Consider the following 15518-nt stretch of genomic DNA (forward strand, 5'->3'; position numbering starts at 1 on the left):
TCAAAACTGGCCAATAACCGGCCAGTTTTGAGTCGTTTAGAAGCAAAAGTCTAACGCTTTAGGTACTTTTGATAAAGTTGTTGTTGGCGATTATTGAGATCTATTTGGCGACCGTCGATAAACACAGCATCTATCTTGCTCGTGGCGGGATCGAGAATGTCGCCCTTGGAGAGCACCAGGTTGGCGCGGTAACCCACGGCGATGGCGCCCATGTCATCCACGCCTAAGATCTTAGCCGCATCCAGGGTGATGCTCTTAAGCGCCTCTTCTTTGCTTAGGCCATAGGCCGCCGCCTGACCCGCGGCAAAAGGCAGGTTACGGGCATTCCAGTCACCGCTAAAGCCGATGGCGAAGGGCACGCCCGCCTGTTTCAGCAGGGCTGGGATCTTAAAGCTCATCTCCACCGGCTCATCCTTGCGCATTGGCAGGCTGAGGGTACGGTTGTAGATCACCGAGGCGCCGATCTCGCCCAGTTGATCTGCCAGGCGCCAGGCGTCATAGCCGCCGACAAACACCAGCTTGAAGCCGTAGGGGCGGGTCATGGCGATTGCGCGCTCTATCTCTTCGCTGCGATTGGCGTGGATAAACAGGCTCGCCTTGCCCTGATACAGGGGCAGCGCCGCCTGCCAGCGGTTATCCAGCTTCTGCACAGTTCCAGCCTTGTCCGCCAGATAGTAGCGGTAGCCATCTTCGAGCTGCTCGGCTAATCGGGTCATCTGTTCATCCCGCGCCTTGAGCTGCTTGGCGGCGACCTCTTTATCTTTGGAGAGATAACGAATGGCGGGCCAGTAGAGATGGAACTGGGGCGCGGTACTTACCAGGGCATCTTCTATCGTCCAGCTGTCGAGGGAGACCAGAGAGGACTGGCCGGCCAGGGCATCGCCCTGGGGCACCACCTGGGCATGGGTGATACCGTTGACCCTGATGGTTGGGATCAGCTCTGAGTCGGGATTGAAGGCGCTGACGGCCAGTAGCTGCGGGTTGCTGTCACCCACCTCGAAGGCGTCGTTGCTGGCGCGCATCATCTCCACCTCGACGATGCCGATAGAGGTGTCCAGCGCGATAAGCCCAGGGTAGAGATCTTGCCCGCTGGCATCGATCACCTTGGCACCCTCTTGTGAGAGCTGTTGACCTATGGCGACTATCTTGCCCTTGTCGAACAATACGTCGGTCGCATCCAGCACGCCGTTAAGGGCGGTGTGCACGCGGGCGTTGTGGATCAGTATCGGCTGGCTCTGGGCGCTGGCCGGTACCATGTCGTGGGCAAGCGCAGCACAGGAGAAGAGGCCTAGGCTAAGGGCAAAGAGTGTCTGCTTCATTAGAATGCCTCCATGAATGCGTGGTTGTGGGCGCTAAATTGCTGGGCGCTGTTTTGGTTCATGGCTTTATGCTCGCTCAGGGCTGCTTGGCTCATGGCTGTGCCCCAGGCATTGTAGTGGGTATCGCAGTGCCACTGGGGCTCGCTCTTCTCTTCTGGTATCTCGCCAGGGACCTCGGGTTTATCCCTGGTCAATACCGCCTGGATCAGCGCGGCGCGCTCCTGCTCGACCTCATGTTGCGTATGCTTATCCTGCTGGCGGTCGAAGTAGCGACGGCCGCCCACCCAGGTGTTCTCCACCTTGGCATAGACGGAGAGGGGAGAGTCGCTCCAGAGCACCAGGTCGGCCTGTTTGCCTTCCTCCAATGAGCCGGTCAGCTGGTCGATCCCAAGCTGTTTGGCCGGGTTGATGGTGACCATGTTCCAGGCGTCAGTTGGCGACATGTCGCAATACATCATGGATTTTGCCGCCTCCTGATTGAGGCGCCTCTGCATCTCATAGTCGTCTGAGTTGATGCTGGTGAGCACCCCCTTGTTGTGCATCAGGCAGGTGTTTTGCGGAATGGCATCATAGACCTCGAACTTGTAGGCCCACCAGTCGGAGAAGGTGGAGGCGTAGGTGCCATGCTTGGCCATCTCCTCGGCCACCTTGTAGCCCTCCAGGATATGGGTGAAGGTGCCGACCTTAAACTTGTAGGCCTCGGCGAGGCGCAGGAACATCAAGATCTCAGATTGCACATAGGAGTGAATGTGTACCTGACGATCGCCACGTAGCACCTCGGCTACCGCCTCGAGGCGATAGTTTGGCTTAGGCGCTACCTGCTTGCGTTGCTGACTGCTGCGTAGGCGATCATAGTCGGCCAGGGCCTTCTCGTAGGCGAGCGCCTCGTTGAAGGCCTCCTCAAACAGCGACTTCACCCCGATGCGGCTCTGGGGGAAGCGACGGTTGTAGTTGTCGCCCCAGTTGGCCTGCTTGACGTTTTCACCCAGGGCAAACTTGATGCTGGCGGGGGCCAGCTTGAGCTTCATCGCCTCGGCGCTCTCGCCCCAGCGCATCTGGATCACCTGGGCCTGTCCGCCTATGGGGTTGGCGCTGCCGTGGAGGATCTGCGCCGTGGTCACCCCGCCCGCCAGGGCGCGGTAGATGGCGATATCGTCTGGATTGATCACATCGCCGATACGCACCTCGGCGGTGACGGCGTCGGTATCTTCATTGGTACCGCCGTTAAGGGCGATGTGGGAGTGCTCGTCGATAATACCTGCGCTCAGGTGTTTACCCGTGGCATCCAGGGTTTGGTAGCCAGATGGCGTCTTGAGGGATTGGCCTATCTTCTCGATGCGACCGTCGCGGATAAGCAGATCATAGCCTTCCAGCACCCCTTGCTCGCTCGAGGTCCACAGGGTGGCGTTTTTGATATGCAGGCGCTCAGCCTTGGGCTGCGCGGTTAGGCCGTAGGCGGTGTTGGGCTTGGTCAGCTTAGAGACGAGTTCGGGCGCAGGTGACTCGGTTGTTTTCTGGTCATCACTGTTATCACTCTCATTACTCTCACCACTGCCATCAATGGCGTCTTTGGCCATCACCACACCAGCTATGGGGTGTTGGCTATTGCCCTTGTCCAGCATACGGCCGTGAATGCCCTGGGCGTCGAACCAGAGGGTGAAACGGCTGATGCCAGGGTAACCCGCCTCGCCGAGATCGGCATTAAAGGTGAGACGCTCCTTGGCATACTTAAGATCGCTGAGTTTGATCTCCTGCTCGCCGCTGGCCAGGGTGCCGCTCAGCTTGTCGTCATCGACCAAGTCCAGATCTAGGGTGAGTTCGCCCAGGGTCAGCTGATAGCCCTGGCTTAGCCAGTGTCTGTCGCGGGGCACTTTTTGGGTCTCGCTGCCCTGCAGCCAGACGCTGACTATCTTGCCTTGGGTAAAGATGTCGCCATCTGTGACCACAAGATCCGCCATGAAGCCGGGTTTCAGCTTGCCGCTGAATGCCGAGATGCCGGCGATTTCTGCCGCCTCAGTGGTGAGCGCCGCCAATGCGGTTTCTTGGCTTAGCCCCTGCTTGACCGCCTGTCTGAGTCTAGGCCAGAAGGCGTCGGCCTTGATGCCATGTTGGGTAAAGGCAAAGGGAATACCGGCGGTTTCCAGTGCATGAGGATTACTCGGCGCGCGTTCCCAGTGGCGCAGATGAGCCAGGCTTATCTCTCTCTCTTTATCGCCATCTTTAATATTGGGCGCCGCGGGAAAATTGAGCGGCGCAATTATGCTAAAGCCGCTGGCTTTCACCTCATCGAGTCGCGCATATTCTCGGCCACTGCCGACTAGAGTCGCCGGCAATTTAAACTCGTTTAATAAGTGAGCGGCCCGCAGTAAGTTATTTAAATTCTTGGTTTCAAATACCGTAGGGCTCTTGCTTATATCGCTCAGGCGTTCGAGCGCGATATTAAACTCTATGTTCTTCTCTTGGGTGGCCGAGTCCGCTTTATCGATATTGGCCTGATACCAGTTGGCATCGGCCAGAGTTTGCCGAATAAGGGCGATGCTACCCATCAAGGAGTTGGGGTAATCCTGAATCGAACTGCCTTTATCGAAGGCGAGCAGGTGGCTGGATTTTGCGCGATAAATAATGTCATTGGCTTTTAACGGCGCCAGCGAGACAGTCGCTGCCCGGCCTCTGAATATTCCATCCAACATGCCGGTTTGTACGCTGGTAAATCCATTATCTATCCATTGCTTCGCCGCTTCCTGGTCGGGATAAATATAGTTAAACCACTCTTTCTCTGCGTGCACGGCACCATTATCGGCGTTGCCACCGATACGCTTAATTTCATATACCGGGCGAGCCACTTTCTGCTGGTCATATTTAAAGTCGATACCGTAATTGGTGTAGGGATCGATAAAGCCGGGGTATATCAACTTACCCGTCATGTCGATAACATAGGCATCCTCGGGTATTTTGTCGTTGGGAATAATGGCTTTAATTTTATTATCTTCAATTAACAGTGTGGCATCCTGCTTGGTTTCGCCGGGGGCGATCATCAGGGTGGCGTGGGACAGCGCCGTTAGTTTTGGCGTGTTATCAGTTAATTGAGAATTCGCTATCGCGTACGGACTCGCCAAGAGACAGGCCGCCAGACTCGCGCTCACAGAGAGAAAATGGATTCGCATAGAGTTTAATTATTATTGGCTGGGATCAAAAGTAGCCCAAGATTATCCCATATCATGAACAGTTTCCAAGGGCGGAACTGTATCGGTTTATGTCAAACCATAGGGCTGGTGTTATCCGAAAGGATAGGCTATTGATTGACAAACTTTGACGGGAATAGTAGCAAGGAATAATGGCCGGAAGAATGACCTAAATGAATGACCTAAATAAGGATAGATAAAATACTCTAGACATGGCCAAGGTAAATGAGCGACAAAAAGGGCAAAATGCGCTTAATCACAAATAGAGAGTAGAAATAAAAAAGCCAACCTTGAGGTTGGCTTTTGCTTGCGACGCCCTAAGTGGGGCGCTTAGGCTTAGATAAGGAAGTCTTCGAGTGAACGACCCTTATCTAATTCATTCTTAAATACGGTTGGTGTGCGACCCTGACCCGTCCAAGTGATCGTTTCGCCATTCACTTCAATTTTATATTTTGGTGGGCGTGGAGCACGTTTTTTAGGAGCTGGCTTAGCAGCCACTGTACCTAAATCGTCAATTGATAAACCAACAGCTTCCATTTGTTGGCGAATCTCTTCTATCTTTGCATTGCGCTCGGCCATAACCGCGCTTTCTTCTTCTGCTTGCTTCTCTTTCTCAGTGACGATTTTTTCAAGCTTAACCGCTACATCTTTTAAATCTTCTACCGACAATTCTTTAACAGCAGCTTTAAAGCGACGACCATGCGTCAATATATCTAGAAATTCGCTCATATTAATTATGTCCTGCTTAAAAATAAAATAGTAAATAGGATTACAGGGCTAATAATAGAAACTAAAAAAGGTTTTATCAAACGAATTAAATGAATATTTGACGCTTTAATGTAAATTTTATTTCAGCTTTTCTATTTTCGCCTCTTTTTGACCCTTTACTTCCCCCTAAACACCCTGTTTTTGATCTGATACAAAGTTGCTGATGACTTCCTGTTGACGTTAACGTCAACAGCACGTAAAGTGGCATAAGTTGGTGATAGTTTCGCTATGCACTATTTGTTATCCAGAATAAAGACGTAAGAAGGAAGCCTTATGAAAGTATTGGTGCCAGTTAAACGCGTCGTCGATGCTAATGTGAAGGTCAGGGTTAACGCTGACAATACAAATGTCGATACCGCAAATCTGAAGATGGCCATTAACCCATTTTGTGAGATTGCTGTAGAAGAAGCGGTACGTTTGAAAGAAGCAGGTATTGCGACCGAGATTGTGGTAGCAACCATAGGGCCTAAGGCGTCGCAAGAGCAGCTACGCACGGCGATGGCGCTGGGTGCCGACCGCGGTATCCATGTTGAAACCGACGAAGAGCTTGCGCCGCTTTCTATTGCAAAGATCCTTAATGCGATTCAAGCCAATGAACAGGCTCAGCTGATCATGCTGGGTAAGCAATCAATCGATGGCGACAACAACCAGACAGGTCAGATGCTGGCGGCGTTGGCTGGACTGCCTCAGGCTACCTTTGCCTCTGAGGTGAAGGTTGAAGGCGAACAACTTGTGGTGACCCGTGAAATCGACGGCGGCCTGCAGACCCTTAAGATGCCACTGCCTGCGATTGTCACCACAGACCTGCGTCTGAACGAACCTCGCTATGCCAAATTACCTAACATCATGAAGGCGAAACGTAAGCCGCTCGATACCGTGACGGTAGACAGCCTGGGCGTGACCCTGAAGCAGCACCAGAAGGTGCTCAAGGTGACACCGCCTGCCGAGCGTCAAGCGGGTATTATGGTGGCTTCTGTCGAGGAGCTAGTGGAAAAGCTAAAGAATGAAGCGAAGGTGATCTAAATGGCGATTCTAGTAATAGCAGAACATGATAATGCGACTTTAAAACTCGATACCGCCAAGGTTGTGGCTTGTGCCCAGGCGATCGGCAGCGAAGTCGATGTGCTGGTGGCCGGTCATAACTGTGGCGCCGCGGCCGAAAGCGCCAAGCAGCTTGCCGGTGTGCGTCAGGTACTGGTTGCCGATAGCGGCGTTTATGCCAACGCCATCGCCGAAAACCTGTCACAGCTGATCGTCTCAGTGGCCAGCGAGTATCAACACATCTTAGCTGCGGCTTCAAGCGTCGGTAAAGATGTGCTGCCTCGTGTGGCGGCGCTTCTGGATGTGGCGCAGATCTCTGAAGTGGTTGAAGTGGTGAGCGAAGACACCTTCGTGCGTCCTATCTATGCCGGTAGCGCCATGGCGACGGTGCAGAGCCTGGATGCCATCAAGGTGATGACGGTTCGCGCCAGTGCCTTCGATGCGGTAGGTCAGGATGGTAGCGCCTCGGTGCAGACTCTGGACAGCGAATACAGCGGCGAAGTTGAGTTTGTGACTCAGACCCTGTCTGTGTCAGAGCGTCCCGATCTAGGCGCCGCCTCAGTGGTGGTTTCAGGCGGCCGCGCCATGGGCAGCGCCGAGAACTTCGCGATTCTTGAGCAGTTGGCCGATAAGCTGGGCGGGGCACTGGGTGCATCGCGCGCCGCGGTCGACGCTGGTTACGTGCCGAACGATCTACAGGTGGGTCAGACGGGTAAGATTGTCGCGCCGGATCTCTATATCGCCGTGGGTATTTCGGGTGCCATCCAGCACCTTGCGGGGATGAAAGATTCTAAGGTGATCGTGGCGATCAACAAAGATCCAGAAGCGCCTATCTTCCAGGTGGCCGACTATGGTCTGGAAGCGGATCTGTTCGAGGCAGTGCCTAAGCTACTCGAACTTCTTTAATAAAATGTAAATACTTGGTGAGCACTTTGGTGTTCATCTAAAATTAGTGTGATATAGATCACATGGAGCGGCTTTGAGGTAGCGTCCTTAAAGCCGCTTGTGTTTTTATGTGCCTCACGTTTGCCGATAGTGACATTGGCAGGCGTCCTGAGACGTAGAGGTGCATTAAATATCAGTAGTATTCGTTAGGGTGATGCCGTTAAGCGAATATGAAAGGATTTGGTGCCGAAGTGGTGGAGTTGATCAAGGCTTGCCGCTGGGGCTGTCATCGAATAGAGGCAGCACTGCCATAGTGCTTCTTATCTGGATTGATAAGTGGAAGGTATACCGAGAATGGGTATCACTATGGAGCGCTACTGATAGGACAGGTGTAATATCTCATGCTATATCCCACCAGTTCAGTTGCCCTCCATTCGTATTTTAACGAAGACAAAATTTTACAATGACAACTTTGAGTTATGCCGATTCGGCACTTTCTTTGCTGCCGCCCGTGGTAGCGATTCTGCTGGCGATCTTTACCCGCCGCGTCCTGCTCTCACTCGGTGTGGGGATCCTCCTGGGGGCACTGTTAATTGCCGATTTTTCACCGCTGGATATGGGGCAATACCTGGGACAGCAGGTGGTGGGCCTGTTTTGGGATGATGGCGCCCTAAACAGCTGGAACGTTTATCTGCTGGGTTTCTTGATTCTGCTTGGGATGATCACCGCACTCATTACCGTCAGCGGCGCCGCCAAGGCCTTTGCCGATTGGGCGCGCCAGCATATTCGCAACAAACGCGATGCCAAGCTGCTTACCATGTTCCTGGGCTGCGTGGTCTTTATCGACGATTACTTCAATAGCCTGGTGGTGGGCAGTGTCGCCAGACCCCTCACCGACAGATACTATATCTCGCGCAGCAAACTGGCTTATCTGCTGGACTCAACCGCCGCGCCTATCTGTGTGATCTCGCCCGTCTCTAGCTGGGGCGCCTACATTATCGCGCTGATCGGCGGCATCCTCACCGCCCACGGCTTCACCGACAGCGGTCATCTGAGCGTATTTATTCAGATGATCCCGATGAACTTCTACGCTATCTTCGCCCTGGTGTTGCTGCTATGCGTCGCCTTCATGGGGCTGGATGTGGGACCCATGCGTCAGCATGAACTCAACGCCCAGAAGGGCAACCTGTATGACGAGGCCAAGGGCCTGCCGCCAGGGGCTAACAGCGACCTGCCTGAGGCGGATTCGGGTAAGATCTTAGGTCTGTTCCTGCCGATCACTGTGCTGGTGTTTGCCACCATCTACTTCATGATAGGTAGCGGTGCCGACGCTTTGGCGGCGGAGAATCTGCCCTTTAGTGTCATTGGTGCCTTCGAGAAGACAGACGTTGCCTCATCGCTCTTCTTCGGCGCCGTGGTTGGCCTGGCCGCGACCTTGGTATTGGTGGTCAGTCAGGGACTGGATAAGGCGCTTATCCTTAAAGGCGTGATTGCCGGTGCCCGCTCTATGCTGCCCGCCATCTATATTCTGCTGTTCGCCTGGACCATCGCCGGTGTGATAGGCCAGATGGAGACGGGTAAATATATGGCCAGCCTGGCGACCGGTAATATTCCCTTCGCGCTGCTGCCGGCCGTACTGTTCGTGCTGGCGGGCCTGACCGCCTTCTCTACCGGCACCAGCTGGGGCACTTTCGGCATCATGCTGCCTATCGCCGCCGACATGGCCATGGGCACCCATACCAACATGATGTTGCCTATGCTGGCCTCAGTGCTGGCGGGCGCCGTGTTTGGCGATCACTGCTCGCCTATCTCGGATACTACTATCCTGTCGTCTACCGGGGCGAACTGTCATCACATAGACCATGTGCTGACTCAGCTGCCCTATGCCCTTATCGTAGCGGGGATCAGTTTGGTGGGTTATACCGTGCTGGGCTTCACCGAATCCGTGGGTGCCGGTCTGGCGGCCTGTAGTGCGCTGGTTGTGGTGAGCGTTCTGGTGCTGCGCCATAAGGCTAATCGCCCGGCTTAATTCAGCTACGCCAAATCAAGGTTCAATTGATATAAAAATGCCGCTCATCGAGCGGCATTTTTTATGGGTGACCCCCATTACTGGGGAGTGAGTTGAGGCAGGAATTAGTTGAGGCCACGGCGCTGAAGCAGGGCATCAGTGGTCGGTGCCTGACCACGGAAGGCCTTGTAGGCTTCCATAGGTGGCACGCTGTTACCCACCTCGCGGATGGTCTTGCGATACTTCATGCCGATTTCGCGGTTGAGGCCACCCTGGGTCTGCACATAGGCAAAGGCGTCGGCCGCCAGGATCTCGCTCCACATGTAGGCGTAGTAGCTGGCCGAATAGCCACCCGGGAAGGCGTGGGCAAAGTAGGTCGACTTGTAGCGTGGCGGCACGGCGGCGATATTGATGCCGTGTTTCTTAAGCGCCTTGGCTTCGAATTCGGCCACATCTTGCAGCGGAGTGTCGGCGCTCAGTGAGTGCCACTCGAGATCCACCAGGGCCGCCGCCATATATTCCAGAGTGTCGAAGCCCTGGTTGAAGCTGCGTGATTTCAGCAGTTTCTGCAGCAGCTCATCGGGGATCACCTCGCCTGTCTCATAGTGCTTGGCGTAGTTGGCCAGCACCTCGGGGTGGGCCGCCCAATCTTCTTCGAAGGTCGAGGGGAACTCCACAAAGTCGCGGGACACGGCGGTGCCCGACAGGCTAGGGTAGGTCACCTTAGAGAACATGCCGTGGGTGCCATGGCCCATCTCGTGGAACATGGTGGTGACTTCGTCGTAGCTGACGAAGGTCGGCTCACCCTCTGGGGCCTTCTTGATGTTCATCACGTTGACCACCACAGGCTTCTGGTTTAGCAGCTTAGACTGGGTCACGAAGGAGCTCATCCAGGCGCCGCCGCGCTTGCCTTCGCGGGCAAAGTAGTCGGCGTAGAAGATCGCCATAGAGCTGCCGTCGGCGTCAAACATCTCGTAGGCTTTCACATCTTCATGGTAAACAGGTAGATCCGGGCGCGGCTTGAGGGTCACACCATAGAGACGCTCTAGGGTGAAGAAGACGCCATCTTGCAGCACGCGGTTGAATTCGAAGTAGGGCTTGATGGCGGCGCCGTCCAGGTCGAACTTATCTTTGCGCACCTTCTCGGCATAAAACGCCCAGTCCCATGGCGCCAGGGTGAAGTCGCCACCTGTCTTGTCGATCATCGCCTGGATATCATCGGCTTCTTTCTGGGTGTTGGCCACCACGGCGGGCACCATAGAGCCGAACATCTGGTAGACGGCATCCGGGGTCTTGGCCATCTGCGGCGTCAGGCGGTAGTCGGCCCAGCTCTTGTAACCCAGTAATTGGGCGCGCTCGGCGCGAAGCTGTGCCAGGCGGGCAACCAGCGATGCAGTTTCGTTGTCACCGCTCATGCCGCGAGTCGACGAGGCTTGCCACACCTTCTGGCGCAGCTCACGGTTTTCAAGCTTGGCCAGGATAGGCTGGCGGGTGGTATTGGTGATATTGATGAGATACTTGCCTTCATGGCCAGCGGCACTGGCATCGGCCTTGGCGGCGCGGATCTCGCTGTCTGACAGTCCCTTGAGTTCATCGACGCTGTCGACCACGACGGCGATCTCCTTGGTGAGCCTTAGCAGACGCTGACCAAACTCGTTGGTAAGCTTAGATTGCTCCTCGTTAAGCAGACGTATCTGCGCTTTTTGCGCCTCGGTCAGCTTGGCGCCAGCCATGACGAAGCGTTGGTGGTAGATCTCGATGAGGCGCACCTCTTCGGCGGTCAGCCCTAAGGTGTTGCGGCTCTGATACAGGCTGTCGATGCGGGCAAATAGCTTGCCGTTGAGGTGGATGTTGTCCGAGTGGGCGGCCATCTTAGGCGCCATCTCGCCCTGAAGCTTACGCAGCGCCGGGTTGCTGTTTGACCCTGTTAGGTTATAGAACACCTTGGAGGCGCGGGTCAGCAGCTCGCCGCTGGTCTCCAGTGCCACGATAGTGTTGGCAAAGGTGGCGGGTTCGCTGTTGTCGGCAATGGTCAGCACCTGGGCATAATGCTCATTGATGCCTTGCTCTAGGGCGCTCTTAAAATGCTCATCCTTGATCTGGCTAAAATCTGGGGCCTGATATTGCAGGGGGCTTGGTTGCATCAGCGGGTTTTGCTCCTCGATGCTGGCGGTGGCCTGTGTGGTAGAGCTGCTTGATTGACAACCACTGAGGAGGACTGTGGTCGATAAGGCGCCGACGACGGCAAAGGCGATAAGATTCAATTTCATCTAGTACAACTTCCTTAGATTTGCGATTGTTATTTTTATGTGGGCGAGTTTGGCGTTAATGTAGCTTTTGTAAATTAACTCAGGCTGAAAATGGCACCAGGGCCAAGAAAAAAGGAGCCTGGCGAAGGGCTCCTTTGGTTGGAACTAGGGATAATGTTTAATTACCTTGCTGTCACCTCAGGCGTTAGCGGGTAAAGTTATGGTAATTTTCGATACCAAAACTGCTGCCCTCGGCGTGACAGGTCGCACATGACTCGGTAGTGCTGAGCTTGTACCACTCGGTAGCCGGTACATCTTCCGTGGTAGTACCGCCGTTTTGCATCATGTGGTTCAGCGCGCTTTCATCGTTATGGCAGGCGTAACAGTTGGCCGTGATTGGGCTGGCCATCTTGCCGCTTACGCCATAGGCACGTGCCTTGATGAACTGATTTGGTACGGCTTTCAGGTCAACCACACCGCTGTCGTGACAGGCCACACAGCCGGTCTGCGGCGCGATAACGCTGGCAGAGTTAGACACTTCCTTGCCGTCCTCATCCAGGCTCTTGCTGCCCACACCCCAGTGCATGCTGTGCACCATAGGACCGAAGCCAGGTGATGAGTAGCCGGCGCGGCGATCCTGACCATTGTTGTGACAGGCTACACAGCCCAGACCACCTTCGGCAAAGTTACCATTCTTGTGGAAGTTGGCTTCGCTGTTGTGGCAGGTGGTGCAAGACTCGCTGCCAACGTTGTGACGACGTTCGTAGGCTGTGACAGCGCCATCGAATTGTGATGCCACATCTGTGTAGCCATGGATAGTCACCACGTCAGATTCTTCGCCCATGTAGTCTTTGGCGGTGAAGCTGACACGTAGCGATGCCATCAAGCCTGCATCAGTCCAAGCCGATAGATCCGGTGTTGAGCCGACCACATGGGGTACACCGTGACCTGCAGATTGCGCATAACACATGGTCTTGCGACCTTCGGCGTCATAGCTGTAATCATAGGCTTCGGTAATACGGCCAATCACGCTGTCGTTATACACACCGTGCAGGTATGAGCCCACATAGTTAATTGGCTTGTCAGGGTTATGAATTGTCTGGGTATCATCAAACAGTTCATGTAGGTCGACTAAGGTTTCCTTGCCTTCGGCATCGACCTTAAACAGCGACAGTGTGGTACACCATTGACCCGCAGCACCTGAGTCTGGGAACCAGGCTGGCGCCGTGCCCGTCACCTTGTAGCTATCTTTGAGCGCTTGGTTAGAGGTGATGGCGCTCTTGGCTTCGTGTAGTTTTCGCAGATCTGAGCCATTGCCGAGAACGATATCGCCAGGGATACCGCCAGTGTCATGACAGTCGATACAGCCTGGGCCAGCGACGTTGACGTTGACGGTTGGCTCACTGTGACAAGAGCTACAGTTCAAGGCGCTAAAGCCGGTCTCAAATTCCTGGTGATTGATGTGACCTATCTTAGATAGGGTATTGCTGGCGTAGCCGCCTATTGAGAAGCCTTGTTCGTTAACCGCAGTGCGGCTGACCGAGCCGTGACAGACCATACAACCTTCGACGAAGGTGACTTCACCGTCCATGCCTTGGGCCACATAACTTGAGTGGCGATTCGGGCTGGTTGAGTAGTCGACGTGGCAAGAGAAACAGGCTTCTGTAGTGGTTGAGAAGGCACCTTCTGGCTTGTTCACCACATATTTACCTGAGCTAGCAATGCCCGATTCGCTATGGCCGCCGATACGTAGCCAAACAATCCCTTCGGTTCCCGCATTAACGCCTTTCAAAGGGAGAACGAATTCGTAGTGACCATCGCCTATTTGAGTAAGCGTTGCCCCTTCGGTGTCGGGAGTTCTGGAAGACTCCATGTTTACCCCGCCGTAACCTCCGATATGAACATTGTCTTCTACTTCGTTGATTGGACTTTCGGTGCGGTTATTTATAAAGCCTTTGTCTGTCAGTGCAGCGACTTTACCCTCAGCTTTTTTCAAGCCGTTAACGAGCTCACCATTTTCGTTAGTGACCTCAAATTCGTAACTAATAGTACCTTCACCAAATGTATAGTTAATTACTTTAACATTAGTTTCCAAGGCTGTTGTGGCTACCGGTGGTTTCCAAGATTCGCCCGGTGTGCCGGGTTGACCATCAACTCCGTCTTTACCATCTTTACCGTCATCTCCACTGCATCCTACTAGCGCACCTGTCAGCACGGCGGCGACCAGGTAGGCGAGTTTTTTCGATGTGAATAATTTCATCATTCATCTCCGTTCGATCCAAAGTGCCAGATGTGATGCCTTAGGGCGACTGCTTGCAGGGGAGGGCATTCGTCTCAACACATACCCTGAGCCTTTTGGATACTGGTTATATTTATTATTTAAACCGACGCCTACGCATCTATTGATAAAGAAAATGGATGCTAAAGCTATCGATTCGAAAATGAGTGTATTGTTAAATCTCTGTTGGTTATTTGACCCAATTCACAGGAAGGTGTATCTCTTTGGGGGTAGATCTCATTTTTGTTAAATTTATTAAAAATCAACTACTTATTTAAGGTTAATTAAGTTTGAATTAAGTTTAAATTAAGTTTTGGTTTTCATTTTTGTAACATGTTGAATTGGGGCATAGCTAAAGGCCCATTGGGGACATCTGAAGGGACTTTAGTTGGGACATTAGGAGGAACATTTGAGGGAACAACTGAGTGGGCAAGGGCATTGTCGAGTAAACCATAGGAAAGGGCGAAGCGACAAACGCCAAAAGCTGAGAGTTAAGAGGGGGCCTGCAAGCGAGGGAATAGGCCTCTAGCTCGCCTATTCCTCCGTCTCGTTATCCTTTTACTCTCTAATCACTTTCGCCTTTTAGGCTTAGTGGCTGGATAGCAGGGCGAGCTTGGCCTGGTAGCGGCGCTCGAGATCCACCTGATGTGTCTTGTCAATGGCAAGGGTGATCGCCTCTTTGGCTTCAGCTTGTTTGCCTAAGAGGTAGAGCGTCTTGGCCCGGCCTGCATAGCCTTGGGGCATGTAAGGGGCGAGCTCCACCGCCTTGGTGTAATAACGTAGGGCGGTGTGATAGTCTGCGCCTTGGTAATAGTCGTTGGCCAGCATGAGCCAGCGAAAGGGGCTGGGGTCTTGGGCCTGATCTATGCGCCGCTGCAAGCTGGCGGCTTCATCCTGGCGTCCTTGATTTGCCAATAACAGCTTATAGTTTGTCAAAAGGTTAAGATCGTCGGCCGCTAACGAGAGGCCGTGTAAATAGAGCGCCTCCGCCTGCTTTGGGGAGCCCAGATGACGATAGATGACGGCGAGCAGGTTGACCAGCTCCACTCGCTCGGGCGCCAGTGTTAATCCTTCGATGGCAAGCCAGGCGGCGCGCCGATAATGGGTCAGCTCCAGGGCGTCGGCGGCCAGGTTCTGATAATACATGGCCAGAAACTCGGCTTCGTCGATGTTGCCCTTGGACAGACTGTTACGGCTAGGGAAGTAGTCCACCACCAGACCCGGCTCATAGAAATAGAAGCTGCCGGGCTTGGGCTCAAAGCTGGGATCCATCAGTTTGGTTTTGACATGGTTGGAGATCACCCCGAGCTGAGCGGATTGGAAGAAGAGGGGCGAGGAGGTCTCTTCGATATAATCTATCTCTATACCGACCAGTCTGGCGTAGGCCTTGGTCAATATCGCCAGCGACATGCAGTTGCCGGCATTGTGTGTGAGCGTTTCGTTGGCGCTGTAGGTCTTGCCATAATAGCTAAATGTGCTCAGGCGTCCCTCGAGATAGTCATAGATCCTGTGGTGCCGCTTCACCTCCTGATGGGCTTCAAAATAGGCGAGAAAGCGTGCCTTCTCCTGGTCGTTAATAGTGAGGAGTTCCTCGACCGAGACTATGTCGGGTCGCTCGCCCAAGTCGCTGAGATCCAGTGTGTCGAGTAGCGCCAAAGGCGCTTGAGAGTCAGGTGTCGGCACAGAGGTGCAGGCGGCAAGGCTTAATGCGGCAAGAAGAATTGCTGAGATCTTGGTGAACAGACGTGTGGGCTTTAGCGTAAAAGACATAACTTTCCTTGTAGTACT

General features: G+C 53.9%; 9 protein-coding genes and 1 riboswitch. Of the genes, 3 read left to right on the forward strand and 6 right to left on the reverse strand.

The window, feature by feature from the left end; genetic code table 11:
* Positions 1-50 precede the first annotated feature (50 nt).
* The 3 genes from AYI87_RS05695 to AYI87_RS05705 form a co-directional block, all read right to left on the reverse strand.
* A complete protein-coding gene (locus AYI87_RS05695) occupies positions 51-1319 on the reverse strand; it encodes an amidohydrolase family protein (RefSeq protein WP_144200367.1) in 1269 nt (422 codons plus the stop codon).
* Positions 1319-4483: an amidohydrolase family protein gene (locus AYI87_RS05700; RefSeq protein WP_144200369.1), complete on the reverse strand. Its 3165-nt coding sequence runs from the start codon at positions 4481-4483 to the stop codon at positions 1319-1321. The genes AYI87_RS05695 and AYI87_RS05700 overlap by 1 nt, the downstream gene beginning before the upstream one ends.
* A gap of 354 nt (positions 4484-4837) precedes the next feature.
* Entirely contained in the window at positions 4838-5230 is a 393-nt protein-coding gene (locus tag AYI87_RS05705; RefSeq protein ID WP_144200371.1) for an H-NS family nucleoid-associated regulatory protein, read from the reverse strand.
* 312 nt (positions 5231-5542) lie between these two features.
* Between AYI87_RS05705 and AYI87_RS05710 the strand changes: the two genes are divergently transcribed.
* From AYI87_RS05710 to AYI87_RS05720, 3 genes are all read left to right on the forward strand, one after another.
* Positions 5543-6292: an electron transfer flavoprotein subunit beta/FixA family protein gene (locus tag AYI87_RS05710; protein WP_011866381.1), complete on the forward strand. Its 750-nt coding sequence runs from the start codon at positions 5543-5545 to the stop codon at positions 6290-6292.
* A complete protein-coding gene (locus tag AYI87_RS05715; protein ID WP_144200374.1) occupies positions 6293-7216 on the forward strand; it encodes an electron transfer flavoprotein subunit alpha/FixB family protein in 924 nt (307 codons plus the stop codon). It begins immediately after the preceding gene.
* Between the two features lie 147 nt (positions 7217-7363).
* Positions 7364-7580, forward strand: a riboswitch (Lysine riboswitch).
* Positions 7581-7658: 78 nt separating this feature from the next.
* The gene (locus AYI87_RS05720; RefSeq protein ID WP_144200376.1) at positions 7659-9224 is read left to right on the forward strand and encodes a Na+/H+ antiporter NhaC family protein; all 1566 of its coding nucleotides are present in this window, start codon (positions 7659-7661) and stop codon (positions 9222-9224) included.
* 104 nt (positions 9225-9328) lie between these two features.
* Here the strand turns inward: AYI87_RS05720 and AYI87_RS05725 are convergent, their stop codons facing one another.
* The 3 genes from AYI87_RS05725 to AYI87_RS05735 form a co-directional block, all read right to left on the reverse strand.
* A complete protein-coding gene (locus AYI87_RS05725; protein ID WP_144200377.1) occupies positions 9329-11473 on the reverse strand; it encodes a M3 family metallopeptidase in 2145 nt (714 codons plus the stop codon).
* A 184-nt stretch (positions 11474-11657) separates the two neighbouring features.
* The gene (locus tag AYI87_RS05730) at positions 11658-13712 is read right to left on the reverse strand and encodes a multiheme c-type cytochrome (RefSeq protein ID WP_144200769.1); all 2055 of its coding nucleotides are present in this window, start codon (positions 13710-13712) and stop codon (positions 11658-11660) included.
* A 606-nt stretch (positions 13713-14318) separates the two neighbouring features.
* Entirely contained in the window at positions 14319-15500 is a 1182-nt protein-coding gene (locus AYI87_RS05735) for a transglutaminase domain-containing protein (RefSeq protein ID WP_144200379.1), read from the reverse strand.
* Positions 15501-15518: the final 18 nt, after the last annotated feature.

Origin of the sequence: Shewanella sp. KCT, assembly GCF_007636505.1 — a bacterium.
GTDB classification, from domain to species: domain Bacteria; phylum Pseudomonadota; class Gammaproteobacteria; order Enterobacterales; family Shewanellaceae; genus Shewanella; species Shewanella halotolerans.

Bases quoted from the DNA above. Each gene is read 5' to 3' on its own strand.
- AYI87_RS05730 (WP_144200769.1), bottom strand. From the start codon at position 13,712: ATGAAATTATTCACATCGAAAAAACTCGCCTACCTGGTCGCCGCCGTG.
- AYI87_RS05715 (WP_144200374.1), top strand. From the start codon at position 6,293: ATGGCGATTCTAGTAATAGCAGAACATGATAATGCGACTTTAAAACTC.
- AYI87_RS05710 (WP_011866381.1), top strand. From the start codon at position 5,543: ATGAAAGTATTGGTGCCAGTTAAACGCGTCGTCGATGCTAATGTGAAG.
- AYI87_RS05720 (WP_144200376.1), top strand. From the start codon at position 7,659: ATGACAACTTTGAGTTATGCCGATTCGGCACTTTCTTTGCTGCCGCCC.
- AYI87_RS05700 (WP_144200369.1), bottom strand. From the start codon at position 4,483: ATGCGAATCCATTTTCTCTCTGTGAGCGCGAGTCTGGCGGCCTGTCTC.
- AYI87_RS05705 (WP_144200371.1), bottom strand. From the start codon at position 5,230: ATGAGCGAATTTCTAGATATATTGACGCATGGTCGTCGCTTTAAAGCT.
- AYI87_RS05695 (WP_144200367.1), bottom strand. From the start codon at position 1,319: ATGAAGCAGACACTCTTTGCCCTTAGCCTAGGCCTCTTCTCCTGTGCT.
- AYI87_RS05725 (WP_144200377.1), bottom strand. From the start codon at position 11,473: ATGAAATTGAATCTTATCGCCTTTGCCGTCGTCGGCGCCTTATCGACC.
- AYI87_RS05735 (WP_144200379.1), bottom strand. From the start codon at position 15,500: ATGTCTTTTACGCTAAAGCCCACACGTCTGTTCACCAAGATCTCAGCA.